Below are 25,479 nucleotides of genomic sequence, written 5' to 3' on the forward strand. Positions count from 1 at the left end.
GTCACCGGAGGGAACGACCGCCGTGAGGCTCCACCCCGACCGTCTGGCGGCTCTCCCCGCCACCGTGCAGACCCCCGGCTACGACCGGCGTTCGCTCGCCACCGGCATCGTTCATCTGGGAATCGGCGCCTTCCACCGCGCCCATCAGGCCGTCTACACCGAAGACGTGCTGAACCGCGACGGCGGCGCCTGGGGGATCTCCGGCGTGTCGCTGCGCAGCCCCGACACCCGCGACGCGCTCGCCCCGCAGGGAAACCTCTACACCGTCGCGGTGCGTGGCGCCGACGGCGAGCGGCTGCGCGTCATCGGCTCGGTGATCGAGACGCTGGTGGCACCGGAGAACCCGTCCGCGGTGCTGGCGCGCCTCACCGCCCCCGGCACCCGCATCGTCAGCCTGACCGTGACCGAGAAGGGTTACTGCCACGACCCGGCCACCGGCACGCTGGACGAGAACCACCCCGACATCCGCCACGACCTCGCCGAGCCGGGGAACCCCCGCTCCGCGCTGGGCTTCATGGCGGAAGCGCTGCGGCTGCGCCGCGAGGCCGGGCTGGCGCCCTTCACGGTGATCAGCTGCGACAATCTGCCCAGCAACGGCGAGACGGTGGCGCGCCTGCTCCGCCGCTTTGCCACGCTGCGCGATCCGGCTTTCGGGCGCTGGGTCGAGGACACGGTGGCCTTCCCCAACAGCATGGTCGACCGCATCGTGCCGGCCACCACCGAGGCCGACCGCGGCGCGGTCACGGCGGCGCTGGGCATGGAGGATGCGTGGCCGGTGATGACCGAGCCGTTCACGCAATGGGTGATCGAGGACCGTTTCACCGCCGGCCGGCCGGCGTGGGAGACCTGCGGGGCCGAGCTGGTGGCCGACGTCCATCCCTATGAGCTGATGAAGCTGCGGCTGCTGAACGGCAGCCACTCCTGCATCGCCTATCTCGGCTACCTTGCCGGCTATCAGACGGTGTCGGAGACGATGGCCGATCCGGCCTTCGCCGCCCACGTCCGTCGCTTCATGGACGAGGAGGTGACCCCCACCCTGCCCGTCCCGCCGGGCGCCGACCTCGGCCGCTACAAATCGTCGCTGATCGAGCGCTTCCACAACCCGGCGCTCAAGCACCGGACCTGGCAGATCGCCATGGACGGCACGCAGAAGATCCCGCAGCGCTGGCTCAACACCGTGCGGGACCGGCTGGCCGCCGGGGCCCCGATCGACCGGCTGGCCCTGGGGGTCGCCGCCTGGATGCGCTACGTCACCGGCACCGACGAGCGTGGCCAGCCGATCGATGTGCGTGACCCGATGGCCGCCCAGCTCCGCGCCATCGCCGATGAGGCCGGACCCGTTGCGGCAAGGCTGGCGCCGGCTCTGCTCGGTGTCAAAGCGGTCTTCGGGGATGATCTGTCGACCAATCCCGCCTTCGTGCTGCCGGTCACCATGGCGCTTGAGCGTCTTTACAAGGACGGTGCACAAAGGGTGGTCGCCGCCATGGTGTAACCGGCGTCACCGGCGGAGTGAAGACACGACGGCTTCGGCGTCCGGGAACGGGGTCGGAGCCGTTCTGCTTTCCGGAGTCTTCGATCCGCCTGCCGGATCATCGGCCATGCATCACATGCAGCGCAGCATAAACTCGATTGCGAGTCGTTCGCATAGCGAGTAACATCCGCGGCCGTTGGAGAAATTCGACATCGGCCAACCGTTGCGGATCGATCGTGCAAATGAATTGCAATCGCTCATTCTTCCGTTCCGCCCGAGCCTTCGGGTTTGCCGCCCTTACGGTTCTGTCCACCGCAGCGGCCTGGGCCGCAGAACCGTTGGGCGTCGAGCTCAACCGGCTGGAGGAGCGCGACGGATCCTGCCGCGTTTATCTGGTGATGAGCAACCCGTCGCCGCGCTCATACGAGGCGCTGAAGCTCGACCTCGTGCTCTTCGGTACCGACGGCGTGATCGCCCGCCGGGTGGCGGTGGACACAGCCCCGCTGCGCCCGACCAAGACGACCGTCAAGCTGTTCGACGTGAGCGGCCTTCCCTGCGCCGGTATCGGCAGCGTGCTTCTCAACGACGTCATCGAGTGCCGTGGCACCGACGTCTCCGCCACCGACTGTGTCGCCTCGGTCCAACCGAGCAGCCGGTCGTCCGTGGCCTTCACGAAGTAACCTTACCGCATCTCAGGGTAACGCCCGATGAACCCCACCCAGTTGGCCCAGTCGGCCGGATCCACCCTCCCCGCGCCCGCTGTCACCGCACCGGCGGCGGACGCCGCCGTGAACGCGCCTGCCATCGCCGCGCCGGCGGTGGACGCCGCCGTGAGCGGGCCCGCGGTCGCGGCTCCCGCGGCCGATGCGGCGGTGGCGGCCCACGGCATGCTGCCGGCGGCGCATGACCTGTCGATGCTCAGCCTGTTCCTGCAGGCCGATCCGATCGTCAAGGGGGTGATGCTCCTGCTGCTGTTTTGCTCGGTGATCTGCTGGGCGATCATCATCGAGAAGCTGGTGCGGCTGCATCGCCTCGGCCGCGCGGCGCGCGACTTCGACAACGAGGTGCGGGCGGGCAGCGCCATGACCAACATGGCCGCCATGCCGAAGAGCACGCGCAGCATCGTGGAGGCCGCGTGGCAGGCGTGGCGCGACGATGACGGGGACGAGTCCCGCGGCGAGCGCCGCGACCGCATCGAACGCGCAATGCGCGCCGCCATGACCGCCCAGCTCCGCGATTCGGAAACCGGCCTGCCCTTCCTGGCGACGATCGGATCGGCGGCACCCTTCATCGGACTGTTCGGCACGGTGTGGGGCATCATGAACAGCTTCACCGCCATCGCGCAGTCGAGCGACACCAGCCTCGCCGTCGTCGCCCCCGGCATCGCCGAGGCGCTGTTCGCCACGGCGATCGGCCTCGTGGCGGCCATCCCGGCGGTCATCGCGTACAACGCGCTGTCCACCCGTCTCGGGCGGCTGTCGCAGAGGATGGGGGCGAGCATCGCCGTCCTGGGCGTGGCGCTGTCGCGCGTGCGCAAGGCTCCGCTGGTGAAGGCGGCCGAGTGATGGCGATCGCACTGAACCAGTCCGGCGGCGACGGCGACGAGGGCAACTACCGCCCGATGGCCGAGATCAACGTCACGCCCTTCATCGACGTGATGCTCGTGCTCCTCATCATCTTCATGGTGGCGGCTCCCCTGATGATGGTGGGCGTGCCGATCCAGCTTCCGAAATCCAGCGCCCAGAAGGTCAGCCAGCCCCGCCAGCCGGTGATCGTCAGCATCGACCGCGAGGGTAAGGTCTTCCTGAAGGACGAGGCGTTGGCCGAGGACCAGATCCGCCCGCGCCTCGCCGAGCTCGCCAAGGCGGACAAGGATGCCGTCGTCTATGTCCGCGGCGACAAGACCGTGGCCTATGGCCGCATCATGGAGGTGATGGGCCAAGTGGCGAACGCCGGATTCGCCAAGGTGTCGCTGATGGCCGAAGCGGCGACGGCGGCCGCCACGCCGGTGACGGCGCGCTGATCCCATGTCACGCTCCGTACGTTTCGCCGGCATCGGACTGTCCGCCGGGCTCCACGCCGCCGTGATCGGTGGCCTGCTCGTCGGCCCGGAAGCGGCTGTGCCGCCACCCCCGCCGGCCCTCATGGAAATGGCGTTGCCGGCACCCGCTCCGCCGGCGCAACAGGTCGCGGAGACGCCGACGGAAGTCCACGAGGCGACCCCGACGGTGGACCCGCCGCCGCCCGAGACCGCGGTGATTCCGCCGCCAGATCCCGTGACGCCGCCACCCGATCCCGTGCGCACACCGGTCGAAACCGCCGAGGTGCCTCCGGACGTGCCGGTGACGGAACCCGAGCAGCCGCCCCCCGAGGAGACGGTGGTCGCCGAGGCGGCCGACGCGCCTGTGGTCGCGACGGCGGTCGAGGACAACCCGGAACTGGTCGCCGCCCCGCCCCCGAAGCCGCGCACGCCGCCGCGTCCAGTGCCGAAGACCGAGACCCGCAAGGTGGTGGACCGGCGCCCCGATCCCGCTCCGCCACCGCCGCCGCAGACCGCCTCGGTCGCGGCACCCTCCTCGCCCGAGCCGGTGCGTCCGCGGCCGTCGGGGCCGCCGCCCAACTACCTGGCGAAGCTCGGGGCGTGGCTCGACCGGCACAAGGAGTATCCGCGGCGGGCGCAGTTCGCCCGTCAGCAGGGTACGGCGATCCTGCGCTTCGCCATCGACCGGCAGGGCAACGTTCTGTTCCATCGCATCGAGCGCTCGTCGGGCTTCACCATCCTGGACGAGGCCGTGGAGGCGATGATCCAGCGCGCCCAGCCGCTGCCGCCGATCCCGCCCGACATGGATCAGGACCGTCTCGAAATAGCCGTCCCCATCGACTTCCGGATCCGCTGACCGTCCCGCCCCGTTCTCTATAGGGATGGGACCATCGGCGCGTTGGCCTGGAGCAAGGCATGGCAAAATCCGACACCGGCAATCCCTGCATCAAACTGTGCAAGTTCGACGATGCGGGGATGTGCCGCGGCTGCTACCGCACGCGGACGGAGGTGCGGCACTGGAAGCGCCTTGGTGACGGCGCCCGCGCGGCCATCCTGGCGCGGGTATCGCCGCTGATCGAGCGCATGCGGACCGGGGCGCCATCCCGCAAGCGGATGCGCAAACTGGATCGGAAGATCCGCAAGCTGGAGAAGAAGCTCGCGAAGCTGCGGCTCGAACGCGCGGAAGCCGCGCCCGCCGCCGTCTCCCAATCCGCTTCCATCCTCCGGCACTGAAAAGGAAAGGCCCCGCCGAAGCGGGGCCATCCAGCTTTGCCGAACCGTCAGCCCTTCTTCGGCGGCGGGGCGGTGTAGACGAAGTTATCGAAGCTGTACTCGGCGACGCGGAACCACAGATACTCCTCGTCGCGGAACTTGCGCCAGGCTTCGTAGACCTTCTTGAACTTCTCGTTGGTCTTCGCCTCTTCCTCGTACAGATCGAAGGCCGCCTGATAGCAGGCCTGCATGACATCGCGCGGGAACGGCTTCAGGATGGTGCCGGCACCGACCAGACGCTTCAGCGCGTCCATGTTCTGGACGTCGTACTTGCCGAGCATCGAGGTGTTGGCCGCGGCGCAGGCCTGCTCGAGAACGGCCTTGTAGGCCTTCGGCAGCCCCTCATACTCGTTGATGTTGGTGAGGAAGGACACCTGCGGCCCACCTTCCCACCAGCCCGGGTAGTAGTAGTACTTGGCGACCTTGTAGAAGCCGAGCTTCTCGTCGTCGTAGGGACCCACCCACTCGGTCGCGTCGATCGTGCCCTTCTCCAGCGCCGGGTAGATGTCGCCACCGGCGATCTGCTGCGGCACGGCGCCGAGCTTCGAGATCACCTTGCCGGCGTAGCCGCCGATGCGCATCTTCAGGCCGTTCAGATCCTGGACGTTCTTGATTTCCTTGCGGAACCAGCCGCCCATCTGGGTGCCGGTGTTGCCGCCGGGGAACTGGACGATGTTGTAGCCCTTGAAGAACTCCCGCATCAATTCCAGACCGCCGCCATGCGTCATCCACGCCATCTGCTGGCGGGCGTTCAGGCCGAACGGCATGGAGGCGTCGAAGGCGAAGGTCGGATCCTTGCCGACATAGTAGTAGGAGACGGTGTGGCCGCACTGCACGGTGTTGTTCTGCACCGCGTCCAGCACCTGGAGGCCGGGAACGATCTCGCCCGCGGCGAACACGCGGATCTGGAACTTGCCGTCGGTGGCTTCCGACACGCGCTTGGCGACTTCCTCGGCACCGCCGTAGATGGTGTCCAAGCTCTTCGGGAAGCTGGACGCGCAGCGCCAGCGGACTTCGGGCATGCTCTGGGCGATGGCCGGCGCGGCCACGGTGCTGGCGGCGACGCCGACGCCAGCGGAAGTCAGGAAAGTACGGCGCTTCATGGAAGTCTCCCAGTCCAGTTTCTCGTCATTCGACCGCACACCACCGCCCGCCGCACCGCCGGAGGGCGGCAGGGTGATGGCGGCACACGCACCGCCCGGCACACCGATCCGGTGCCCGGGTTCAACTCATGAGGAATGACGGGTCGGAACGCCACGTGCGGCACGAAGATGCGCCGCAGCGGGATGCGGCCTTTCCGTCTCCGATCAAGCGATCCTCCCCGTTCATGGCCCGGTCTGCCGGGCAACGCACGTCCAGCTTGTTCTGGCTTCCTGATTGATTTTGCTAGTATGCCGGAATTGTACGTGAATCCGCAAGGCTCCGCTGCGCGTCCGGGTGCCGAAGTCACCACCCCCATCGCGCAGCGCCGACGCCACGGTCACCCGAATCGGTTGTCCTTCGGGAAGCCGTTGGGCGGCATCTTGCCGGCCTCGCCGCGATTGCCCAGCCAACCGGTCAGATCGGTGACGCGGTAGGTGCGTGTCCCCGACAGCCAGGTCAGCCCGTCGGCCAGCACGAACACCTTCACATCCGACAGGCTCGCATCCTTGTACTTCTGCAATTGCAGCCCCTTGCCGCGGCCCAGCACGGGCAACTGGTCGAGCGGGAAGACGGAGAGCCGCCGGTTGTTCCCGACGACGGCCACATGGTCGCCCTCGACCGGCACGCAGATCCGGGCAGCATGGCCGTCGTCCAGGTTCAGGACCTGCTTGCCGGTGCGGGTCTGCGCGATCACCTCCGACTCGTCGACCTGGAAGCCACGGCCGTCGTCGGCGGCGACGATCCGCCGGCGCCCCGGCTCGTGCCGGAACATCGTCACGATCTCGGCGTCGTTGGGCAGATCGACCATCAGCCGCAACGGCTCGCCGAAGCCGCGTCCGCGCGGCAGCTTGTCGGCCGCCAGCGTGTAGAATTTGCCATTGCCGGCGAACAGCAGGATCTTGTCGGTCGTCTCCGCGTGCACGAAGAAGGCGGCCTCGTCGCCCTCCTTGTACTTCACGTCGGCCCGCTCGACGTCGGTCATGTGGCCGCGCACGGCGCGGATCCAGCCCTTCTTCGAGCAGAAGACGGTCAGTGGCTCGCGTTCGACCGTGGCTTCCAGCGGGATGTCGATAACGGTCGGCGCGTCGGCGATGTCGGTACGGCGCTTGCCCAGCTCGCCGCTGCCGAAACGGCGCTTGATCGCCGTGATCTCCTCGCCGATCCGCTTCCAGCGCCGCCCCTCGTCGCCCAGCAGCTCGGTCAGTTCCGCCTTCTCCGCCATGAGAGCGTCGAATTCCTTGCGGATCTCGAACTCCTCCAGCTTGCGCAGGTTGCGCAGCCGCATGTCGAGAATGGCGTTGGCCTGCACCTCGGTCAGCTCGAAGCGGCGCATCAGCTCCTGCTTCGGCTCATCCTCCTCACGGATGATGCGGATGACCTCGTCGAGGTTCAGGTAGGCGATCAGATAGCCGCCCAGCACCTCCAGCCGATGGTCGATCTGCCGCATGCGGTTGTTGGAGCGGCGGACCAGCACCTGGTGCCGGTGGTCGAGGAAGGCCTGCAGCACCTCGCGCAGATCCATGACGCGCGGGACATTGTCCGCTCCCAGCACATTCATGTTCAGCGGGAAGCGGACCTCCAGGTCGGTCGCCAGGAACAGCGAGGCCATCAGCACGTCGGGATCGACGTTGCGGCTCTTGGGCACCAACACCAGCCGCACATCCTCGGCCGACTCGTCGCGGATGTCCTCCAGCAGCACCAGCTTGCGGGCGGCCAGAAGCTCGGCGATCTTCTCGACCAGCCGCGCCTTCTGCACCTGGTAGGGCATCTCGGTCACGATGATCTGCCAGGTGCCGTTGGGCAGCTTCTCCTGCGTCCAGCGTGCCCGCAGACGGAAGCCGCCGCGCCCGGTCCGGTAGGCCTCCAGCACGTTCGCCCGCGGCTCGACCAGAACGCCGCCGGTCGGGAAGTCCGGTCCGGGCAGGAGCCCGGCCAGCGTCTCGATGCTCGCGTCGCGATGCTTGATCAGATGCTTCAGCGCGTCGCAGATCTCGCCCACATTGTGCGGCGGGATGCTGGTCGCCATGCCCACGGCGATGCCGCTGGCGCCGTTGGCCAGCAGGTTGGGGAAGCTGGCGGGAAGCACCGCCGGCTCCTCCCCGTCGCCGTCGTAGGTGGCGCGGAAATCGACCGCGTCCTCGTCGATTCCTTCCAGCAGGGCCTTGGCGACGTCGGTCAGGCGGGCTTCCGTGTACCGCATGGCCGCGGCGTTGTCGCCGTCGATGTTGCCGAAATTGCCCTGCCCGTCGATCAGCGGGTAACGCACCGCGAAGTCCTGCGCGAGGCGCACCAGCGCCTCGTACACCGCGACGTCGCCGTGCGGGTGGAACTTGCCGATCACGTCGCCGACCACGCGCGCGCATTTCTTCGGCGGCGTGTTCGGCTCCAGCCGCAGCTGGCTCATGGCGAAGAGCAGCCGCCGGTGCACCGGCTTCAGCCCGTCGCGCACGTCGGGCAGCGACCGCGCCATGATGGTGGAAAGCGCGTAGCTCAGGTAACGCTCGCCCAGCGCTTCGGCGAGCGGCTTGTCCTGGATGTCCATAGCAGGGTCTTGCGTCGTCATGGCGGGGACGCTACCGGATTTAGACGGCCGGCGCTACCGCGTTCGCGTAACGTTCCATCAGTCGCACGCGCGCCGCCGGCAGTGGCCCGGCCAGCAGGTGGCGTTCGAGGAAATGGCCGGTCAGCTTCAGCCCGTCCGCCACCTCCGTCGCCCCGCCCCCGCCGCGGCCGATGAGGAAGGGCGGCAGCGGCAGCAGCCGGTCGCGGAACGGTTCCCCCGCCGCGGCGGACACCGCGCGCCCCGTGCGCGGGCTGACATAGGCGAGGTAATCGTTGGTGCCGGTCACCGCGCAGCGGCCGAGATCCAGACCGAATCCCAGCTCGGCCAGCAGCCCGACCTCCCACCGGACATAGGTTTCCGCCCAGGCCGGGCTGTCCAGCAGCCCGAACAGGGCCAGCAGCCCGTCGAACAGGACGGGGTGCGGCTCGTGCTCCGGCACCGCCTCCGCCGCGAGCGCGCAGGCGGCCGCCAGCGCCGCCAGCCGCGGCGGATCGTCCAGGATCGCGGTGCCGTAGCCGTGCACCGCTTCCAGTGTGAAGCTGCCGAGATGCTCGGGCAGACGGCCGCGCCAGCGCACGTCCACCAGGGTTCCGGGTTCGAGGTTGCCGCGCTGCCGGCTGGACCGGCCGCCATGGACCAAGCCGCCGTGCCGGCCGTGCCCGCGCGTCAGAAGCGTCGCCACGGCGGAAGCTTCGCCATGCGCGCGTGTCGCCAACACGATGCCCCGATCCGACCATTCCATGGAACAAAGATAGTACGAGGAGTGCGCTCGCGCCAGCGCCCCGTTCCCGTCATTCCGGCTTCGACGAGCGTTTGCCGTCGCGGATGATCTCCATCTGCAGGTGCTGGATTTCGGCCAGCCGCTCCCACTGCCGCAGGATCAGGTAGTCCATCTTCTCGTGCAGGTGACGGATCTCCAACTCCGCTTTCAGGTTGACGCGGTAGTCGTTCTCCGACCGCAGCCGGTCCTTCGCCTCCTGGCGCCTCTGGCTCATCATGATGATGGGCGCCTGCACGGCGGCGAGGCAGGACAGCAGCAGGTTGAGCAGGATGAACGGATAAGGGTCGAAGCGATCCCAATCTACGGCATTCCAGGCGATCCAGAAGAACAGGAAGCCTCCGAAGGAGCTCAGGAACCACCAACTTCCACCGAAGGTGGCGATTTTGTCGGACAACCGCTCCCCGAATGTGCGGCGGTCCTCATAGGACTCGTCCGGGTTTTCGGCCAGCGTCTCCTCGCGCGCGATGCTTTCGGCCACGCGGCGGTCCAACTCGGTCAATTCGCCCCGCTCGTCCTCCAGCAGCTCGGTGATGTGCAGGGCGCGATAACGGGCCGCCTCCTCGCGGTCGATCAGCGCATCGGCCGGCAGGTCCGGGTGGTCCTTACGGATGCGCTCGACAAGACTGGGCCGCATCGTCCCGAGCGCCACAAGGTCGCGCCGGTCACGCGACACCCCGGTTATGGCGCAACGGGCGCGCCCGCCGGCTGCCTCGGTCGCATCGTCACCGGCCATGGTGGCCCTCCGACGGTCAGGCTTTGAAGTCCAGTCCCCAGGCGGCGAAGCGCTCGGGGTCGTTCTCCCAGTCCTCGCGCACCTTGACGAACAGCATCAGGTGCACGCGCTGCTCCAGCATCGCCTCCAGCTCGGTGCGCGCCGCCTGCCCGATGCGCTTGATGCGGCTGCCGCCCTTGCCCAACACGATGGCCTTCTGGCTCTCGCGCTGGACATAGACGACTTGGCTGATCTTCACCGAGCCGTTCCCGAACTCCTCCCAGGATTCCGTTTCCACCGTGGCGGCGTAGGGCAGTTCCTGGTGAAGCTGGACGAACAGCTTTTCCCGCGTGATCTCGGCCGCGATCAGCCGCATCGGCATGTCCGAGATCTGGTCCTCCGGAAACAGCCACGGCCCCTCCGGAAGGCGGCCGGCGATGATCCGTCGCAGGTCGGCGACGCCGTCGCCGCTCTGGGCGGAGATCATGAAGGTGTCGGTGAACACTCCGTCCCGGTTCAGCTCTTCGGTCAGGGCGAGCAGCGTGTCGCGGCGGACGAGGTCGATCTTGTTCAGGATCAGGATGGCCTGTCGCCCCTGTTCCTTCAGCCGCGCGACGATGCCGCGCGTGTCCTCGTCCACCCCGCGGCGGGAGGCGTCGAACAGCACCCCGATGAAGTCGGCATCCTCCGCCCCCTGCCACGCCGCCGCCACCATGGCGCGATCGAGCCGGCGCTTGGGCCGGAAGATGCCGGGCGTGTCGACGAAGATCATCTGCGCGTCGCCTTCGACCGCGATGCCCAGCACGCGCACGCGCGTCGTCTGCACCTTGGGGCTGACGATCGACACCTTGCTGCCGATCAGCGTGTTCAGCAGCGTCGATTTGCCGGCGTTGGGCGCGCCGACCAGCGCCACGAAGCCGCAGCGGGGATGCTCGGGCATCCGCGCCGCGACCACGGCACCGCCCTCGTCCACCGCGACGCTTTCATCCGCCGCGCCGCCGTCTTCCACCGCGTCGCCGTCTTCCACCGCGCCGGTGTCGTCGTTCATCGATTCGTCAGTCATCCACCATCACTCCGGCCTGGCGCAGCAGCAGCCGCGCGGCCTCCTTCTCGGCCGCGCGCTTGCTGGTCCCCGATCCGATCACCGGGTCTGATCCGGCGACCAGAACCCGCACCCGGAACATCGGCGCGTGCGCGCTGCCGCTCTGTTCAACCAGCTCATAGACCGGCAGCGGCCGGCCCCGTCCCTGCGCCCATTCCTGGAGCGCCGTCTTCGGGTCCATCGGCGGCGGCACGGACCGCTCCAGCCATTCGTGCCAGTGCCGCCGGATGAAACTCCGGCACGGCTCCAGCCCGCCATCGCGGTAGAGCGCCCCGATCACCGCCTCGCACGCGTCCGCCAGGATCGTGGGGTTTGCCCGCCCTCCCCCGGCATCCTCCGCCGGCGACAGCACCATATACCGGCCAAGATCGACCGTCCGCGCGACGCGCGCCAGCGTCTCCCGCCGGACCAGCGAGGCGTGGCGCTTCGCCAGCGCCCCCTCCTTCTCGCGCGGGTACTGCTCCACCAGCCAGTCCGCGATGACCAGCCCGAGCACCCGGTCGCCCAGGAACTCCAGCCGCTCGTACCCGCAGGCGACCTCGCCGCCGCGGTCGCGGCTGCCGGTGCGATCCAGCCCCATCACGCTGGGGTGCGTCACCGCCTCCCGCAGCAGGGCCGGATCGGCGAACGCGTGGCCGAGCGCCGCGGCAAGCTCCCTCGGGTCCGCCGTCTCCGGAGCGCCGGCACCGCCCGGCTCCGTCATCTCAGGTCACGCCTTCGAACAGGCGACCGAACCGCAGGTCGAACGGCCAGCGCCACAGCTCGTAGAAGCGCGTGCCCTCGTCGAGCGAGAAGAAGATGAACTCCGCCCGGCCGACGAGGTTCTCCAGCGGCACATAGCCGACCTGGGACGGCACGCGGCTGTCCAGCGAGTTGTCGCGGTTGTCGCCCATCATGAAGACATGCCCTTCCGGCACGCGGTAGATGGGTGTGTCGTCGAGCGGACCGCGGTCCGTCTCCTCGATGATCAGGTGCGTGCGGCCGTTGGGCAGCGTCTCGCGGTACTGGGTGATCGGCACCTCGCGTCCCAGCGCGTCGCGCGTGACGTAGTCCGACACGCGCTCCCGCTTGACCGGCTGACCGTTGATGTGGAGCACGCCGCCGATCACCTGCACCGTATCGCCCGGCAGGCCGACCACGCGCTTGATGTAGTCGGTCTTGTTGTCGCGCGGCAGCTTGAAGACGGCCACGTCGCCGCGCTCCGGCGTGGAATCGAAGACGCGCCCCTCGAACACCGGCAGGCCGAACGCGACCGTGTGCTTGCTGTAGCCGTAGGAGAACTTCGACACGAACAGGTAGTCACCGATCAGCAAGGTCGGGATCATCGAACCCGAGGGGATGTTGAACGGCTCGTACGCGAAGGTCCGCACGCCGAAAGCGATGATGACGGCGTAGAAAACGGTCTTCAGCGTTTCGCCGAATCCACCGGCTTCCTTGGGTTTCTCGATCACAGCGGTCTGCTTTCGATTTTCGGAGTCGGGCGTGGCCGCCGGTCGGTTCAGGGTCATGCGATGGAAGCCGTGGACGTGGGGGCGGGGACGGGCGAAGGTTCGGCGCTGATGATCACGAAGGCTTCCGCCATCGGGTACTCGTCGGTGATGGTGACGTGGATTCGCGGCACCATGCCGGACGGCGTGATCGTGCGCAGCCGCTCCAGCGCTCCGCCGGTCAAGGCCATGGTCGGCTGCCCGGTCGGCAGGTTGACCACCCCCATGTCGCGCCAGAACACGCCGTCGCGAAAACCGGTGCCGAGCGCCTTGGCGCACGCCTCCTTGGCGGCGAAGCGCTTGGCATAGCTGGCCGCCCGCGCGTTGCGCGGCCCATCGCCGGCGTAGCGGCGTTCGGATTTGCGGCGCTCCACCTCGGTGAAGACGCGGTCGATGAAGCGGTCCCCGAACCGTTCCAGCGATTTCTCGATGCGCCGGATGTCGGTCAGGTCGTTGCCGATGCCGAGGATCATGGCTCCGCCCGTCCCTCAGGCGCCGACGATGCCGCGCGCCTGCTTCATGCAGGCGCGCATGCGCTGGATGGCGCTGTAGAGGCCGCCGAAGATCGCCTCCCCCACCAGGAAATGGCCGATGTTCAGCTCGACGATGGTGGGAATGGCCGCCACCGGCCCGACCGTCTCGTAGCTCAGCCCGTGGCCGGCGTGGCATTCCAGACCGATCGCCTCGGCGTGGGCGGCGGCGCGCACGATGCGCTCCAGCTCGGCCTCACGGGCGGCACCCTCCGCCTCGCAATAGGCGCCGGTGTGCAGTTCCACCACCGGCGCGCCCAGCGCCCTGGCGGCGTCGAGCTGGGCCGGCTCGGGATCGACGAACAGCGACACGCGGATGCCGGCGGCACCCAGCTCCTGCGCGAAGCGCTCCAGATGCGCGAAGCCGCCGACGGCGTCCAGACCGCCCTCGGTCGTCACCTCCGTCCGCTTTTCCGGCACGATGCAGGCGGCGTGCGGGCGGTGGCGCAGGGCGATGGCCAGCATCTCCTCCGTCGCCGCCATCTCCAGGTTCAGCGGCAAGTCGATGCCGGTGGCGAGGCGCGCGATGTCCTCGTCGCGGATGTGGCGGCGGTCTTCCCGCAGATGGGCGGTGATGCCGTCGGCCCCGGCCTGGGCGGCCAGCTTCGCCGCGCGCAGCGGGTCCGGGTGGGGACCGCCGCGGGCGTTCCGGACGGTCGCCACATGGTCGATGTTCACGCCGAGGCGCAGATGACGGCTCATGAAAGGGGCATCGCCTGAGAATCCGCCGGCACGCCCGGCACCCGTGCCGGGAACCGCATGCCGACTATATAGCGACCGATCCCCGCCACGTCACGCCCATTGACGGGCAACCGCTTGAAGGCCGGACGGTTGACCCGCGCCGCGCCACGCCCAGATGAAGGCGGCACGAGGAGGAGCCATGACCGCCGGCCGACCCGCCGAACGGTCGCAATCCCCACGCGCGCCTTCCGAACCGATCCGCAACAGGGTTGACGCCGTGCCCAGACCGCCCCGCTTTCCGCACTCCGACCATTGCGACGGCCGACGCTTCTTCAACCCGCACCGGTCGACCGACAAGAGCGTCCTGGAGGTCGTCCGCTGCTTCTGGCGGGCGGAATGGCCGGAATGGCCGATGGACATCCGCGACCCGTCCCACCCCACACCGCGACCGCCCGCGCCGGGCGGCGTGGCGGTGACGCACATCGGCCACGCCACCTTCCTGATCCAGCTCGACGGCCTCTCCCTCATCACCGATCCGGTCTTCTCGCGCCGCGCCAGCCCGTTCAGCTTCTACGGACCATCGCGCGCACGGCCGCCCGGTGTCCGGTTGGAGGATCTGCCCAAGCTGGACGCGGTTCTGCTCAGCCACGGTCACTTCGATCACGCCGACGTCCCATCCCTGCGCTCCCTCGCCCGCCGCTTCGCGCCACGGGCGGTAACGGGGTTGAACCAGGGGACGCTGCTCGACCGCTGCGGCCTGCGCCACATCGACGAGCTGGATTGGTGGGAGGCGGCGGAGCTGCCGGGTGGTGTGCGCGTCACCTTCGTGCCGGCGCAGCACTGGACCTCCCGCATGCCGTTCCGCCGCAACGAGGCGCTGTGGGGCGGCTTCGTGGTGGAGGGGCCGTCCGCCACCGTCTATTTCTGCGGCGACAGCGGCTACGGCCCGCATTTCCAGCAAATCGGCGAACGCTTCCCCCGGATCGATGTGGCGCTGCTGCCCATCGGCGCCTTCCTTCCCCGCTGGTTCATGGAGCCGCAGCACATGGACCCGGCGGACGCCGTGCAGGCCCACCGCGACCTCTCCCCGACCGTGGCCTTCGCCATGCATTACGGCGTGTTCCGCCTGACCCCGGAGGCGATCGACGCGCCGGTGGAGGGTCTGCACGCCGCCCGTGCCGCGGCCGGGCTGCCGGAACACGCCTTCCGCACGCTCGGGTTCGGTGAGACGGCGACCGTCTACCCCGAACGGATGGGGCGCCTTGCACCGGAGGCTGCTCAGCGCAATCTGGACAGGGCGTCGCAGGAAGGAGGCCAGACATGACCACACCCCGAACCGCCACCCGCCGCCAGATGCTCGCCGGCACCGCGGGCGCCATCGCCGCGGCCGTCGTGCTGCGTCCCGGCGCCTCCCACGCGCAGAGCGCGCGGACCGAGAAGATGCGCCTCAAGGTGGTCGAGGTTGCCGACGGGCTGGACTATCCCTGGGGCCTCGCCTTCCTGCCCGACGGCTCGATGCTGGTGACCGAGCGCGAGGGGCGCCTGCGCCGGATCCTCCCCGATGGCAAGCTGTCCGCCGCCATCCGCGGCGTGCCCGAAGTGGTGGCGCGTGGACAGGGCGGCCTGCTCGACGTGGCACTCGATCCGCGCTTCGCGGACAACCGGCTGGTCTATCTCACCTATTCCGAGCCCGGCCAGGGCGGATCCGGCACCACGGCGGCGCGCGGCCGGCTGGGGGAGGACGGGCTTAGCGACGTGCAGGTGATCTTCCGCCAGACGCCGAAGCTGGGCACCGGGCATCATTTCGGCTCCCGCCTCGTCTTCGCGCCGGACGGCACCCTGTTCATCACCACCGGCGACCGCGGCCAGATGGCGCGGGCGCAGGAGCTGTCGATGCACCAGGGCAAGGTGATCCGCATCCGCCCCGACGGCTCGATTCCGCCCGACAACCCCTTCGTCGGCCGCAACGACGCGCGGCCGGAGATCTGGTCCTACGGCCACCGCAACATACAGGGTGCGGCCCTGCACCCGACCACCGGCCGCCTCTGGCTGCACGAGCATGGCGCCCGCGGCGGCGACGAGATCAACGTGCCGGAGGCCGGGCGCAATTACGGCTGGCCGGTCATCACCTACGGCATGGACTATTCCGGTGCGCGCATCGGCGAAGGCACGTCCAAGCCCGGCCTGGAGCAGCCCATCCACTGGTGGGACCCGTCGATCGCGCCCAGCGGCATGGCCTTCTGCACCAGCGACCGCTACCCGGCGTGGCGCGGCAACCTGTTCATCGGTTCGCTTCGTTTCAGCCAGCTCGTGCGGCTGGAGCTGGACGGCACCACCGTCCTCAAGGAGGAGCGCTTCCTGGACGAGGTCGGCAAGCGCATCCGCGACGTCCGCCAGGGCCCCGACGGCTTCCTGTACGTCACCACCGACGAATCCGGCGGGTCAGTCCTGCGGCTGGAACCCGCCTGACGGCCTTCCCGTGACCGGCAGCGGTGCCTTAGGCTGATTCAGCCGGCACCGCCAAAAAGGCAAATGGCCGGGAAACACAAGGGAAGAGACACCCAGGATGCTGACCTTCTTCTATTCGCCGTGGGCCTGTTCGCTGGCCTCCCACATCGCCCTGGAGGAAACGGGTGCCGCTTACGAGGAGCGCTCGCTCGCCTTCGCCAAGGACGAACAACGTTCCGCCGAGTATCTGGCCGTCAACCCGCGCGGGCGCGTGCCGGCGCTGAAGGTCGGCGACGTGGTGCTGACGGAAAATTCCGCCATTCTCCCCTTCATCGCCGATCATTTTCCCGACGCCGGCCTGCTCCCCGCCGATGCGGTGCAGCGGGCGCGCTGCGCGTCGCTGATCGGCTTCATCTCCAGCACCGTGCATCCGTCCTACACCCACATCCGCAGGCCCGAACGCTTCGCCGAGGACAAGGCGGTGTTTCCGGAGCTGATTGCCACCGGGCGCAAGAACTTCCTGGCGAACCTGCGCGACCTCGATGCCCAGTTGGCCGGCAAGACCTGGGCGATGGGTGACGCGTACACCGTCTGCGACCCGTATGTCTTTGTAATGGGGAGCTGGCCGCAGCGAATCGACCTGCCCATCGACGAGCTGACCAACCTCAACGCCCACAGGCAGCGCATGCTGGCGCGCCCCGCCGTGCAGCGGGTGCTGGCGCGCGAGGGACTGACCGTCGTCTGACGACATGCGCATGGCGCACATTCCGCAACCGGGACTGTCGCCGCGTTGACAGTGCGGCGGCGGCGGTGGTCCAGTCCTCCGTATGAGTTCCACCGCCGCCGCGTCGCCCGCGATCCCCGTCCGGACCATCGTCTGCCTCGCCGCCGCGGCCTTCACGTCGGGCGCGTCGCTGCGGCTGGCCGATCCGCTGATCCCGCAGATCTGCGACCAGTTCGGGGTCAGCGTGTCCGACGCGTCGGTCGTCGGCACCGGATTCACCTTTGCCTACGGCTTGTCGCAGGTGGTGTACGGGCCGGTCGGCGACCGGCTCGGCAAGGTGTTGGTGATCCTCATCTCGTGCGTGCTGTGCTCGGTGTTCAGCGTCGCCGCGTCGCTGGCTCCGGACGTCGGTGCGCTGGGCCTCTTCCGCCTGCTGGGCGGGGCGGCGGCCGGCGCCATCGTGCCGCTCTGCATGGCGCATCTCGGCGACACCGTTCCGTACGAGCAGCGGCAGGGCGTGCTCGGGCGTTTCCTCGCCGGGCAGATGCTGGGCATCCTGGCCGGGCAGACGCTGGGCGGCATCCTCGGAGAACACATCGGCTGGCGGAACACCTTCGTGGCGCTGGGGGTGGTCCAGCTCGCCGTGGCGCTGCTGCTGTGGGTCGACCTGCGCGCCACACGCGTCCCGCCCACACGTACGGTGCTGAGTTTGCCCGCCATCGTCGGCACCTACATGGCGTTGGCGCGCACCCCGCATGTGCGGCGCGTGGTGGGCGCCGTCTATGTGGAAGGCGTGCTGTTCTTCGCCGGCCTGACCTATTTCGGCGCGTTCCTGCGGCAGGAATACGGGCTTGGCTACGACACCATCGGCGCCATGCTGGCCGCCTTCGGGCTGGGAGCGCTCGCCTACGCCGCTCAGGCGCCGCGCGTGGTGGCGACGCTGGGGCAGCGCGGCATGATGGTGGGCGGGGGCTTCGTCATGCTCGCCGCCTATCTCTGGTCGGCGCTGACGCCGGTGGTGTGGAGCTTCATCCCGGTCTTCGCGGCGCTGGGGCTCGGCTATTACCTCATGCACAACACGTTGCAGACGCTGGCGACCCAGATGTCGCCGCAGGCCCGCGGCATCGGCATGTCGATCTTCGCGTCCGCCCTGTTCCTCGGCCAGGGGACCGGGGTGTGGGCCGGTGGCCATGTGGTGGAATCGCTGGGCTACCCGCCGCTGTTCGCCGCCTGCGGCGTCGGGCTGGCGGTGCTGGGCTGGCTGTTCCGCCGCAGCCTGCCGCAGCGGCGGTAACAACAACGACCCAGCACCCCCGCGTCGGACTAACGTTTGCCGCGCAGCGCCACCAGCGACAGAAGGGTGAACAGCACCTGCGCCGCCACATGGGCGGTGTTGCTGGTGGCGTCGTACTGCGGCGCCACCTCCACCACGTCGCCGCCGACGATGTCGATGCCGGCGAGCCCGCGCAGGAGCTGGAGCACTTCCCGCGGGGTCAGCCCACCGACCTCCGGTGTGCCGGTGCCGGGGGCGAAGCCGGGATCGACGCTGTCGATGTCGAAGGAGACGTACACCGGCCCGTCCCCGACCTTGCGCCGCGCCGCCTCGATCACCGCGGACATGCCCATCTCGGCGGCCGTCTCGGCGTGGATCACCGTCATGCCGCTGTCGTAGGAGAACTCCCACAGATACTCGGCGGCACCGCGGATGCCGATCTGGATGGTGCGCTCCGGGTCCAGCACGCCGTCCAGCACCGCCTGCCGGAACGGCCCGCCATGATGGAACTTCGATCCCTCGTAGGGACCGGAGGTGTCGCAGTGGGCGTCGATGTGGATCATGCCGACCGGCCGGGCGGCGCCCACGGCTCGTAGGATCGACTGGCTGATGGAGTGGTCGCCGCCGACCGACAGCGGGATCACCCCGGCCGCCACCACCTTCGTGTAATACCCGACCAGATCCTCGTGGCAGGATTCCAGGCTGTAGCGGCTGCGGAACGGCACGTCGCCCACGTCGGCCACCGACAGGCCGTCCATGGGTGCCACCTTCAGCGCATGCTCGTACGGCCCGATCCGCTCCACCGCGCGTACGGCGCGTGGCCCCAGACGGGAACCGGCGCGGTTGGTCACGCCCAGATCCATCGGCACGCCGATCAGCGCGACGTCGAGCCCGCCGAAATCCGGGAGCTCCGGCGCGTCCGGCCGGTGCGGGGCGCCGGCGAAGGTGGCGACCCCGGCGAAGGGCCATTTCCGGCGCTCGCCCATGAACTGCTTCTCCGCCACCGCGCGGAACGCCGGGTCGTAGATGTCGCCCCCGGAGGCGTCCCCGTATTTTTCCCGCAACCGGGCGAGTTTGCCGGCGTCGGTCATCTCGGCCTCTCCTGTGCATGGCACCCTGCGTGCCCATCTCTCGCCCTCATCCTACGGCACCGCGCGGCCACGGTCGCCGGCCAAATGCGGTAACCGGAAGGGCGGGTTGCCCGCGAGCCGTACGCACCCCATCGTCACCTGAACCCTGTCGATGCGGAGTTCCGTCCATGCGCTACCGTCCGCTCGGTTCGAGCGACCTGACCGTATCGACCATCGCGCTCGGCTCCTGGCTGACCTATTCCGGCGGCGTGGAGAAGAGCCGCAGCATCGCCTGCGTGCGCGAGGCGTTGGACCAGGGCATCACCCTGATCGACACCGCCAACGTGTACGGCCGCGGTGCGTCGGAATCGCTGCTGGGCGAGGCGCTGGCCGGCGTGCCGCGCGACAGCTACGTGCTGGCGACCAAGCTGTATTTCCCGATGAGCGACACCGACCGAGGCCTGTCGCGGGCGCAGGTGTTCAAGCAGATCGACGCCTCGCTCGCCCGCCTGCGCACCGACCACATCGACCTCTACCAGTGCCACCGCTACGACGCGGACACCCCGCTGGAGGAGACGATGGAGGCGCTGACCGAGGTGGTGCGCCAGGGCAAGGCGCGCTGGATCGGCTTCTCCGAATGGCCGGCCGACCGCATCCGCGCCGCCCTCGCCCTGCCCGGCGTGACCAAGTTCGTGTCGAGCCAGCCGCAATACTCCCTGCTTTGGCGCGAGCCGGAGCGGGAGGTCATCCCGCTCTGCGCCGCCAACGGCATCGCGCAGATCGTCTGGTCACCGCTGGCGCAGGGGGTGCTGACCGGCAAATACCCGCCGGGCGCGGTGCCCCCGAAGGACAGCCGCGCCGCCGACCCGGCGATGGGCGCCTATCTGAGGCGCGAGTGGCTGTCGCGGTCAACGCTGGAGGCCGTGCAGCGGCTGCGCGCGCTGGCCGAAGCCAACGGCTGCACCGCCGCCCAACTGGCGCTGGCCTGGGTGCTGCGGCAACCCAACGTCGCCGCGGCCATCGTCGGCGCCACGCGGCCGGAGCAGGTGGCCGCCAACGCCCGCGCCGCCGATCTCGACCTGCCTTCGGCGGTGATCGAGGAAGCCGGGCGGATCGTGCAGCCGCCCTCCCCCTGGTCGCCGTCGGTCTTACTGAACCGCATCAGGCGCAAGCTGCGCGTCTGACCGTCAACGGCGCCGGGTGGCCGCCGGGGTGCTCTGGCCGGCCCGCGCCACCAGCATGGGCTCGTCCATGATGGCGTTGTCGACGACGTGCAGGCGGCGGTCGCGGTCGTAACTCTCCACCCGCCGGCCGGCGCGACGGAGCACCAGGACGGCGCGGTAGACGGAGGGTGACGGGTAGCTCGAACGCGTGCGGCGCATGACAGACCAAAGTGCCGTTGTCGGATGGCGCTTCGGTAACAGAGAAAGGTTGCAAGCGTTTGACAGCCCGGTTGCAGGACAGACCCGCGGAACGGCCGTACCCTGCGGCGCGTTCTCCATCCATGGGACCCGTACCGAGTGAACCCGGCCTCACCGACGCCGACGACCGCCGCCTCGACCGCAGCTTCGACCGGCTGGAACGCGAGATGCCGTATCGGGCCGCGCGAGTCGTCCACTGGCTGCGCGAGCCGTCGGCCCGCTGGGTCCGCATCCCGATCGCCGTCCTTCTGATGCTGGGTGGCGTGTTCAGCTTCATGCCCGTGTTGGGCCTTTGGATGCTGCCGCTGGGTGTCGCCCTCGTGGCGCTCGACGTGCCGTTCCTGAAGCGGCCGGTCGCTGGCCTGATGATCCGCGGCCAGCGCCGCTGGGCCGAATGGCGCCGCACCAACCGTTTCGGTCTCTTCTCCCGCAACACCGCCACCCGGAGGAACGAACCATGAGAGCCGTCGCGTGTCTGATCGGGGCGGGGCTGCTGCTCGCGGCACAGTCCCCGGCGCTGGCACAGCAGGGCTGCGGCGATGCCGTGTCCGCCCTGGCCCAGCGCCACAACATCGCGCTTGCTGCCGCCGAGGGTGGCGATCCCACCACGCCCAGCGCTCCCGCCACCAAGGAATCGCTCGGCGTCGGCGTGATGGACAGGCTAGAGCAGGCCGAGGCCGTCAACCGGCCGGAGACGACGGAGGGCAGCGCCGGTTCGACCGCCCCGGCACCGGTCGACACCGCCGCCCAGGCCAGCGCGCGCCGCATCCAGGCCGAAGCCCTTCTGAACGAAGCCCGCCAGGATGCGCAGGCCGGCCGCATGGACGAGTGCCGGTCGAAACTCGATGCCGCCCGCCCGCTGCTGGAAGCCTCCGGAAATTAGACACAGCAGGCGCTGGAGCCGCAACCCGCTCCCCGTATCAAGGAGCGGGATGCGGCGGCCCATTCGCCGTTCCTGGAGCGGGAGTGGCGGTCATGGTGTCCGGAATCGGTCAATACGGGAGCGGCGGGGCGGCGTCCATCCTCCAGCTCCTTCAGAAATCCTCCACCGCGTCGGTGTCTGGGAGCGGGTCCTCGGGATCGTCGCTGGCTCAGGAGCTGTTCTCCACTGTAGACAGCGACAGCAGCGGGACCGTCGGCAAGTCGGAATTCTCGTCCTTCGCCAGCCGCTTCGACTACAGCAGCGCGTCGGCGCTGCTGTCGGCGCAGGAGGAGACGGCGACCGGCTCGTCCGGCACGGATACGGTCGGATCGTTCGGGTCCGGCAGGCCGCCACCCCCGCCGCCGGACACGGAGCAAATGGCGTCCGACCTGATGTCCAGCCTCGACAGCGACGAGAACGGGACGATCAGCGAGGATGAGCTGACGTCGGCGCTGTCGGAATCCGGCGATGACAGCACCGATGCCTCCGAGCTGTTCGCCAGCCTGGACAGCGATGAGGATGGCTCCGTCACCACCGAGGAGCTGAGTTCGGCGTTGGAGTCGGCGGCACCGCCCCCGCCGCCTCCGCCCATGGCCAGCGCGGACGAGCTTGCGTCCGACCTGATGTCGAACTTCGACAGTGACGAGGACGGCTCCCTCAGCGAGGACGAGCTGACCGCGGCCCTGTCCCAGTCCGGGAACGAGTCGACCGACGCGTCGTCGCTCTTCTCCAGCCTCGACAGTGACGAGGACGGCTCCGTCACCACCGACGAGCTGAGCTCCGCCATCTCCTCGTCGGCGCCCCCGTCGGGTGGCGGCGGCCAGGTGAGCGGGTCGTCCGGGTCCAGCAGCTATGACCCGCTGGACACCAACGAGGACGGCACCGTCTCCGCGCAGGAACGGGCCGCCGCAACCCAGTCGATGACCTCGACATCGGCTCTGTCGAGCCGGCTGGGCGGCGCGACGTTGGCGGCCCTGTTCCAGAACGTGAACGAACTGGCCGCGTGACGACCCGATGACGGGCCGGGGGGTGTGCCCCCGGCCCGTTCCGTCAGTGGACCGACGCCGCGGTCCGCGCCGGCAGGGCGAAGCCGAGCTGCGGACGCTCCGGCGCCTTGAAGCCGGCGCTGCGGTCGTCCTCCACCGGCACGCCGTCCAGCGTCAGACGGCCATCCTCCACCGTCAGCACCAGCGTGGTGCGGTCGGTGATGTCGCCGTCCACCAGCCGCTCGGCGATCGGATCCTCGACGAGGCTCTGGATCGACCGCTTCAGCGGGCGGGCACCGAAGGCCGGATCCCAGCCGAAATCGGCCAGCCGCTCCTTCGCCGCCTCGTCGGCCACCAACGTCAGGCCACGCTCGGCCAGCCGCTCGTTGACGCGGGCGAGCTGGATATCGACGATCCGGGCCATCTGCTCGCGTCCCAGCCGGCGGAAGATCAGCACGTCGTCCAGCCGGTTCAGGAACTCCGGCCGGAAGGCCTTGCGCACGGCGTCCATCACCTCCATCCGCGCGGCGTCCATGGACTCGTTCTCGCCCAGCGCCGACAGCGCGTCGGCACCGAGGTTCGACGTCATGATCAGGATCGCGTTGCGGAAGTCCGCGGTGCGGCCCTGCCCGTCCGTAAGCCGCCCGTCATCGAGCGCCTGGAGCAGCACGTTCAGCACGTCGGGGTGGGCCTTCTCCACCTCGTCCAGCAGCACGACCTGATAGGGCCGGCGCCGGATCTTCTCGGCCAGCGAGCCGCCGTCGTCGTAACCGACATAGCCCGGGGGCGAGCCGATCATGCGGCTGACCGTGTGCTTCTCCATGTACTCCGACATGTCGAGCCGGGTGATGGCGTTCTCGTCGTCGAACAGGAAGGATGCCAGCGCCTTCGCCAGCTCCGTCTTGCCCACGCCGGTCGGCCCCAGGAACAGGAAGGAGCCGGTCGGCCGGTTCGGATCCTTCAGACCCGCCCGCGCCCGCCGCACCGCCTTCGACACCGCGCGCACCGCGTCGCGCTGGCCGACGACGCGCTCGCCCAGCTTGTCCTCCATGCCCTTCAGCCGCTCGCGCTCGCCCTCCAGCATCCGGTCCACCGGGATGCCGGTCCAGCGGGTGACGACGGCCGCGATGTCGCGCGCGGTCACCTCCTCCCGCTCGGTGGTGGCGCGCGCCTCGGCCTCGGCCAGACGCCGCTCCAGGTCGGGGATCACGCCATAGGCCAGCTCACCGGCCCGTGCCCAGGCACCCTCGCGCTGCGCCTGCTCCAGCTTGGTGCGCGCCTGGTCCAGCTCCTCCTTGAGCTGGCGGCCGGTGCTGCGCCGGGACTGGGAGTTGCGCCACACCTCCTCCATCGACGCCAGCTTCGCCTCGACCTCGACCAGCTCGTCCTCCAGCTTATGCAGCCGGTCCTGGCTGGCGGCGTCGGGCTCGGCCTTCAGCGCCTCCCGTTCGATCTTGAGCTGGGCGACGCGCCGGTTGACCGCGTCCAGCTCCTCCGGCTTGCTGTCGATCGCCAGCCGCAGGCGCGAAGACGCCTCGTCCACCAGATCAATCGCCTTGTCGGGCAGACGCCGGTCGCCGATGTAGCGGTGCGAGAGCTGCACGGCCGAGACAACCGCGGCGTCGGTGATGCGCACGCCGTGGTGCACCTCGTACTTGCCCTTGATGCCGCGCAGGATCGACACGGCGTCGTCCACCGACGGCTCGTCCACGTTCACCGGCTGGAAGCGCCGGGCGAGGGCCGCGTCCTTCTCGATGTAGCGGCGGTACTCGTCGGGCGTGGTGGCGCCGACGCAGCGCAGCTCGCCGCGAGCGAGCGCCGGCTTCAGCATGTTGGAGGCGTCCATCGCCCCGTCGGTGCGGCCGGCGCCGACCAGCGTGTGCAGCTCGTCGATGAACAGGATGATCCGCCCCTCCGACGCCTGAACCTCCGCCAGCACGGACTTCAACCGCTCCTCGAACTCGCCGCGGAACTTGGCCCCGGCCAGCAGGGAGGTCAGGTCGAGCGCCAGCACCCGCCGATCCTTCAGCCCCTCCGGCACGTCACCGGCGGCCAGCCGCTGGGCCAGACCTTCGACCACCGCGGTCTTGCCGACGCCGGGCTCGCCGATCAGGACGGGGTTGTTCTTGGTGCGCCGCGCCAGCACCTGGATGGTGCGCCGGATCTCGTCGTCGCGCCCGATCACGGGATCGAGACGGCCCTGCAACGCCTCCTCGGTCAGGTCGCGGGCGTACTTCTTCAGCGCCTCCCAGCCCTGCTCGGCCGAGGCCGCATCGGCCTTGCGGCCCTTGCGGAGCTGTTCCACCGCCAGCGCCACACCCTCCGGGTTGACCCCGGCGCGGGCGAAGAGCGCGCGCATCGGCCCGGCCTGCTTGACCAGCGATTCCAGCAGCCGTTCAGCGGTGACGAAGCGGTCACCGGCCCCGCGCGCGGATTCCGCGGCGGTCTGCAGGACGCTCGCGAGCTGTGGCGACATGTAGACGGGGTGCGGGCCGTTGCCGAGCACGGCGGGAAGCCGCTTCAGCGACTCCTCGGCCGCGGTCTTCAGCAGGTCCGGATCACCACCGGCGTCGCGCAGGATGCGGCGGGCCATGCCGTCGCCATCGTCGATCAGCGCCTTGACGAGGTGTTCGGGGAGAAGCTGCTGGTGCCGACCGGCCAGGGCGGCCATCTGCGCAGCCTGGAGCGCACTCCGGGCGCGCTCGGTGAAATTCTCGAAGTCCATGCGGCACTCCGTTATGGTCACCCGCCCGTCATCGGCGCGGGTTGGCGCCGTCCCGGGCCCGCGTTGTCCGCGCCGCCCTCCGTCGCCACGATGTTCCAAATGGTTAATGGCGCGCCGCGTTCAAGAG

26 protein-coding genes are annotated in these 25,479 nt (G+C 69.5%); 14 read left to right on the plus strand and 12 right to left on the minus strand.

All coding sequences use genetic code 11. The annotated features are described in order from the left end of the window. Positions 1 to 22: 22 nt before the first annotated feature. The 6 genes from HL658_RS07350 (at position 23) to HL658_RS07375 (ending at position 4,745) form a co-directional block, all read left to right on the plus strand. Positions 23 to 1,492 (plus strand): mannitol dehydrogenase family protein, encoded by a 1,470-nt coding sequence (locus HL658_RS07350; RefSeq protein ID WP_180281259.1) that lies wholly within the window; start codon positions 23 to 25, stop codon positions 1,490 to 1,492. Positions 1,493 to 1,809: 317 nt separating this feature from the next. Further along, positions 1,810 to 2,151: a Tat pathway signal sequence domain protein gene (locus tag HL658_RS07355; protein ID WP_180281260.1), complete on the plus strand. Its 342-nt coding sequence runs from the start codon at positions 1,810 to 1,812 to the stop codon at positions 2,149 to 2,151. 27 nt (positions 2,152 to 2,178) lie between these two features. Further along, positions 2,179 to 3,036, plus strand: a complete 858-nt coding sequence (locus HL658_RS07360; RefSeq protein WP_246337356.1) for a MotA/TolQ/ExbB proton channel family protein — start codon at positions 2,179 to 2,181, stop codon at positions 3,034 to 3,036. Further along, positions 3,036 to 3,494: a protein TolR gene (tolR, locus tag HL658_RS07365; RefSeq protein ID WP_180281261.1), complete on the plus strand. Its 459-nt coding sequence runs from the start codon at positions 3,036 to 3,038 to the stop codon at positions 3,492 to 3,494. The genes HL658_RS07360 and tolR overlap by 1 nt, the downstream gene beginning before the upstream one ends. A gap of 4 nt (positions 3,495 to 3,498) precedes the next feature. Beyond that, entirely contained in the window at positions 3,499 to 4,368 is an 870-nt protein-coding gene (locus HL658_RS07370) for an energy transducer TonB (protein ID WP_180281262.1), read from the plus strand. 59 nt (positions 4,369 to 4,427) lie between these two features. Further along, a complete protein-coding gene (locus HL658_RS07375; protein WP_180281263.1) occupies positions 4,428 to 4,745 on the plus strand; it encodes a DUF1289 domain-containing protein in 318 nt (105 codons plus the stop codon). 47 nt (positions 4,746 to 4,792) lie between these two features. Here the strand turns inward: HL658_RS07375 and HL658_RS07380 are convergent, their stop codons facing one another. From HL658_RS07380 to HL658_RS07420, 9 genes are all read right to left on the minus strand, one after another. After that, a complete protein-coding gene (locus tag HL658_RS07380) occupies positions 4,793 to 5,887 on the minus strand; it encodes a TRAP transporter substrate-binding protein (RefSeq protein ID WP_180281264.1) in 1,095 nt (364 codons plus the stop codon). A 377-nt stretch (positions 5,888 to 6,264) separates the two neighbouring features. Further along, positions 6,265 to 8,490, minus strand: a complete 2,226-nt coding sequence (gene parC / locus HL658_RS07385; RefSeq protein WP_180281265.1) for a DNA topoisomerase IV subunit A — start codon at positions 8,488 to 8,490, stop codon at positions 6,265 to 6,267. 19 nt (positions 8,491 to 8,509) lie between these two features. Beyond that, positions 8,510 to 9,232 (minus strand): DNA repair protein RecO, encoded by a 723-nt coding sequence (gene recO / locus HL658_RS07390; RefSeq protein ID WP_180281266.1) that lies wholly within the window; start codon positions 9,230 to 9,232, stop codon positions 8,510 to 8,512. A gap of 49 nt (positions 9,233 to 9,281) precedes the next feature. Then, a complete protein-coding gene (locus HL658_RS07395) occupies positions 9,282 to 10,004 on the minus strand; it encodes a DUF1003 domain-containing protein (protein ID WP_180281267.1) in 723 nt (240 codons plus the stop codon). A gap of 16 nt (positions 10,005 to 10,020) precedes the next feature. Then, entirely contained in the window at positions 10,021 to 10,923 is a 903-nt protein-coding gene (gene era, locus HL658_RS07400; RefSeq protein ID WP_211109677.1) for a GTPase Era, read from the minus strand. A gap of 115 nt (positions 10,924 to 11,038) precedes the next feature. After that, the gene (gene rnc, locus HL658_RS07405; protein WP_180281269.1) at positions 11,039 to 11,788 is read right to left on the minus strand and encodes a ribonuclease III; all 750 of its coding nucleotides are present in this window, start codon (positions 11,786 to 11,788) and stop codon (positions 11,039 to 11,041) included. Between the two features lies 1 nt (position 11,789). Then, positions 11,790 to 12,593: a signal peptidase I gene (gene lepB, locus HL658_RS07410; protein WP_180281270.1), complete on the minus strand. Its 804-nt coding sequence runs from the start codon at positions 12,591 to 12,593 to the stop codon at positions 11,790 to 11,792. Then, positions 12,590 to 13,045, minus strand: coding sequence for a holo-ACP synthase (gene acpS / locus HL658_RS07415; protein WP_180281271.1), 456 nt, complete (start codon positions 13,043 to 13,045; stop codon positions 12,590 to 12,592). Before acpS ends, lepB begins: the two co-directional genes overlap by 4 nt. A 15-nt stretch (positions 13,046 to 13,060) precedes the next feature. After that, on the minus strand, positions 13,061 to 13,804 hold the full coding sequence (locus tag HL658_RS07420; protein WP_180281272.1) for a pyridoxine 5'-phosphate synthase: 744 nt from the start codon (positions 13,802 to 13,804) through the stop codon (positions 13,061 to 13,063). Between the two features lie 256 nt (positions 13,805 to 14,060). On the opposite strand from HL658_RS07420, the gene HL658_RS07425 reads away from it, so the two are divergent. From HL658_RS07425 to HL658_RS07440, 4 genes are all read left to right on the plus strand, one after another. Continuing rightward, positions 14,061 to 15,107, plus strand: coding sequence for an MBL fold metallo-hydrolase (locus tag HL658_RS07425; RefSeq protein WP_343055030.1), 1,047 nt, complete (start codon positions 14,061 to 14,063; stop codon positions 15,105 to 15,107). Continuing rightward, positions 15,104 to 16,252: a PQQ-dependent sugar dehydrogenase gene (locus HL658_RS07430; protein WP_246337357.1), complete on the plus strand. Its 1,149-nt coding sequence runs from the start codon at positions 15,104 to 15,106 to the stop codon at positions 16,250 to 16,252. The genes HL658_RS07425 and HL658_RS07430 overlap by 4 nt, the downstream gene beginning before the upstream one ends. Before the next feature lie 97 nt (positions 16,253 to 16,349). Then, positions 16,350 to 16,976 carry a glutathione S-transferase family protein gene (locus HL658_RS07435; protein ID WP_180281316.1) on the plus strand — a complete coding sequence of 209 codons (627 nt, stop codon included), beginning with the start codon at positions 16,350 to 16,352 and terminating at the stop codon, positions 16,974 to 16,976. Between the two features lie 82 nt (positions 16,977 to 17,058). Further along, a complete protein-coding gene (locus HL658_RS07440) occupies positions 17,059 to 18,249 on the plus strand; it encodes an MFS transporter (protein ID WP_180281317.1) in 1,191 nt (396 codons plus the stop codon). 29 nt (positions 18,250 to 18,278) lie between these two features. Here HL658_RS07440 and speB read toward each other — a convergent pair whose 3' ends face one another. Then, complete coding sequence (speB, locus tag HL658_RS07445; RefSeq protein WP_180281318.1) at positions 18,279 to 19,319, minus strand: agmatinase; 1,041 nt, start codon at positions 19,317 to 19,319, stop codon at positions 18,279 to 18,281. A gap of 167 nt (positions 19,320 to 19,486) precedes the next feature. Here speB and HL658_RS07450 point away from each other — a divergent pair, with 167 nt between their 5' ends. Then, positions 19,487 to 20,482, plus strand: a complete 996-nt coding sequence (locus tag HL658_RS07450; RefSeq protein WP_180281319.1) for an aldo/keto reductase family protein — start codon at positions 19,487 to 19,489, stop codon at positions 20,480 to 20,482. A gap of 3 nt (positions 20,483 to 20,485) precedes the next feature. On the opposite strand, the gene HL658_RS07455 is transcribed toward HL658_RS07450, so the two are convergent. Continuing rightward, on the minus strand, positions 20,486 to 20,680 hold the full coding sequence (locus HL658_RS07455) for a hypothetical protein (protein ID WP_180281320.1): 195 nt from the start codon (positions 20,678 to 20,680) through the stop codon (positions 20,486 to 20,488). Positions 20,681 to 20,802: 122 nt separating this feature from the next. On the opposite strand from HL658_RS07455, the gene HL658_RS07460 reads away from it, so the two are divergent. The 3 genes from HL658_RS07460 (at position 20,803) to xopAW (ending at position 22,648) form a co-directional block, all read left to right on the plus strand. Further along, positions 20,803 to 21,180: a hypothetical protein gene (locus HL658_RS07460; RefSeq protein WP_180281321.1), complete on the plus strand. Its 378-nt coding sequence runs from the start codon at positions 20,803 to 20,805 to the stop codon at positions 21,178 to 21,180. After that, positions 21,177 to 21,602, plus strand: coding sequence for a hypothetical protein (locus HL658_RS07465; RefSeq protein ID WP_180281322.1), 426 nt, complete (start codon positions 21,177 to 21,179; stop codon positions 21,600 to 21,602). Before HL658_RS07460 ends, HL658_RS07465 begins: the two co-directional genes overlap by 4 nt. A gap of 92 nt (positions 21,603 to 21,694) precedes the next feature. Then, positions 21,695 to 22,648 (plus strand): XopAW family type III secretion system calcium-binding effector, encoded by a 954-nt coding sequence (gene xopAW / locus HL658_RS07470; protein ID WP_180281323.1) that lies wholly within the window; start codon positions 21,695 to 21,697, stop codon positions 22,646 to 22,648. A gap of 43 nt (positions 22,649 to 22,691) precedes the next feature. Here xopAW and clpB read toward each other — a convergent pair whose 3' ends face one another. Beyond that, entirely contained in the window at positions 22,692 to 25,352 is a 2,661-nt protein-coding gene (gene clpB, locus HL658_RS07475) for an ATP-dependent chaperone ClpB (RefSeq protein WP_180281324.1), read from the minus strand. Positions 25,353 to 25,479 lie beyond the last annotated feature (127 nt).

The organism is Azospirillum oleiclasticum (assembly GCF_013423485.1).
In the GTDB taxonomy this organism is placed as follows: domain Bacteria; phylum Pseudomonadota; class Alphaproteobacteria; order Azospirillales; family Azospirillaceae; genus Azospirillum; species Azospirillum oleiclasticum.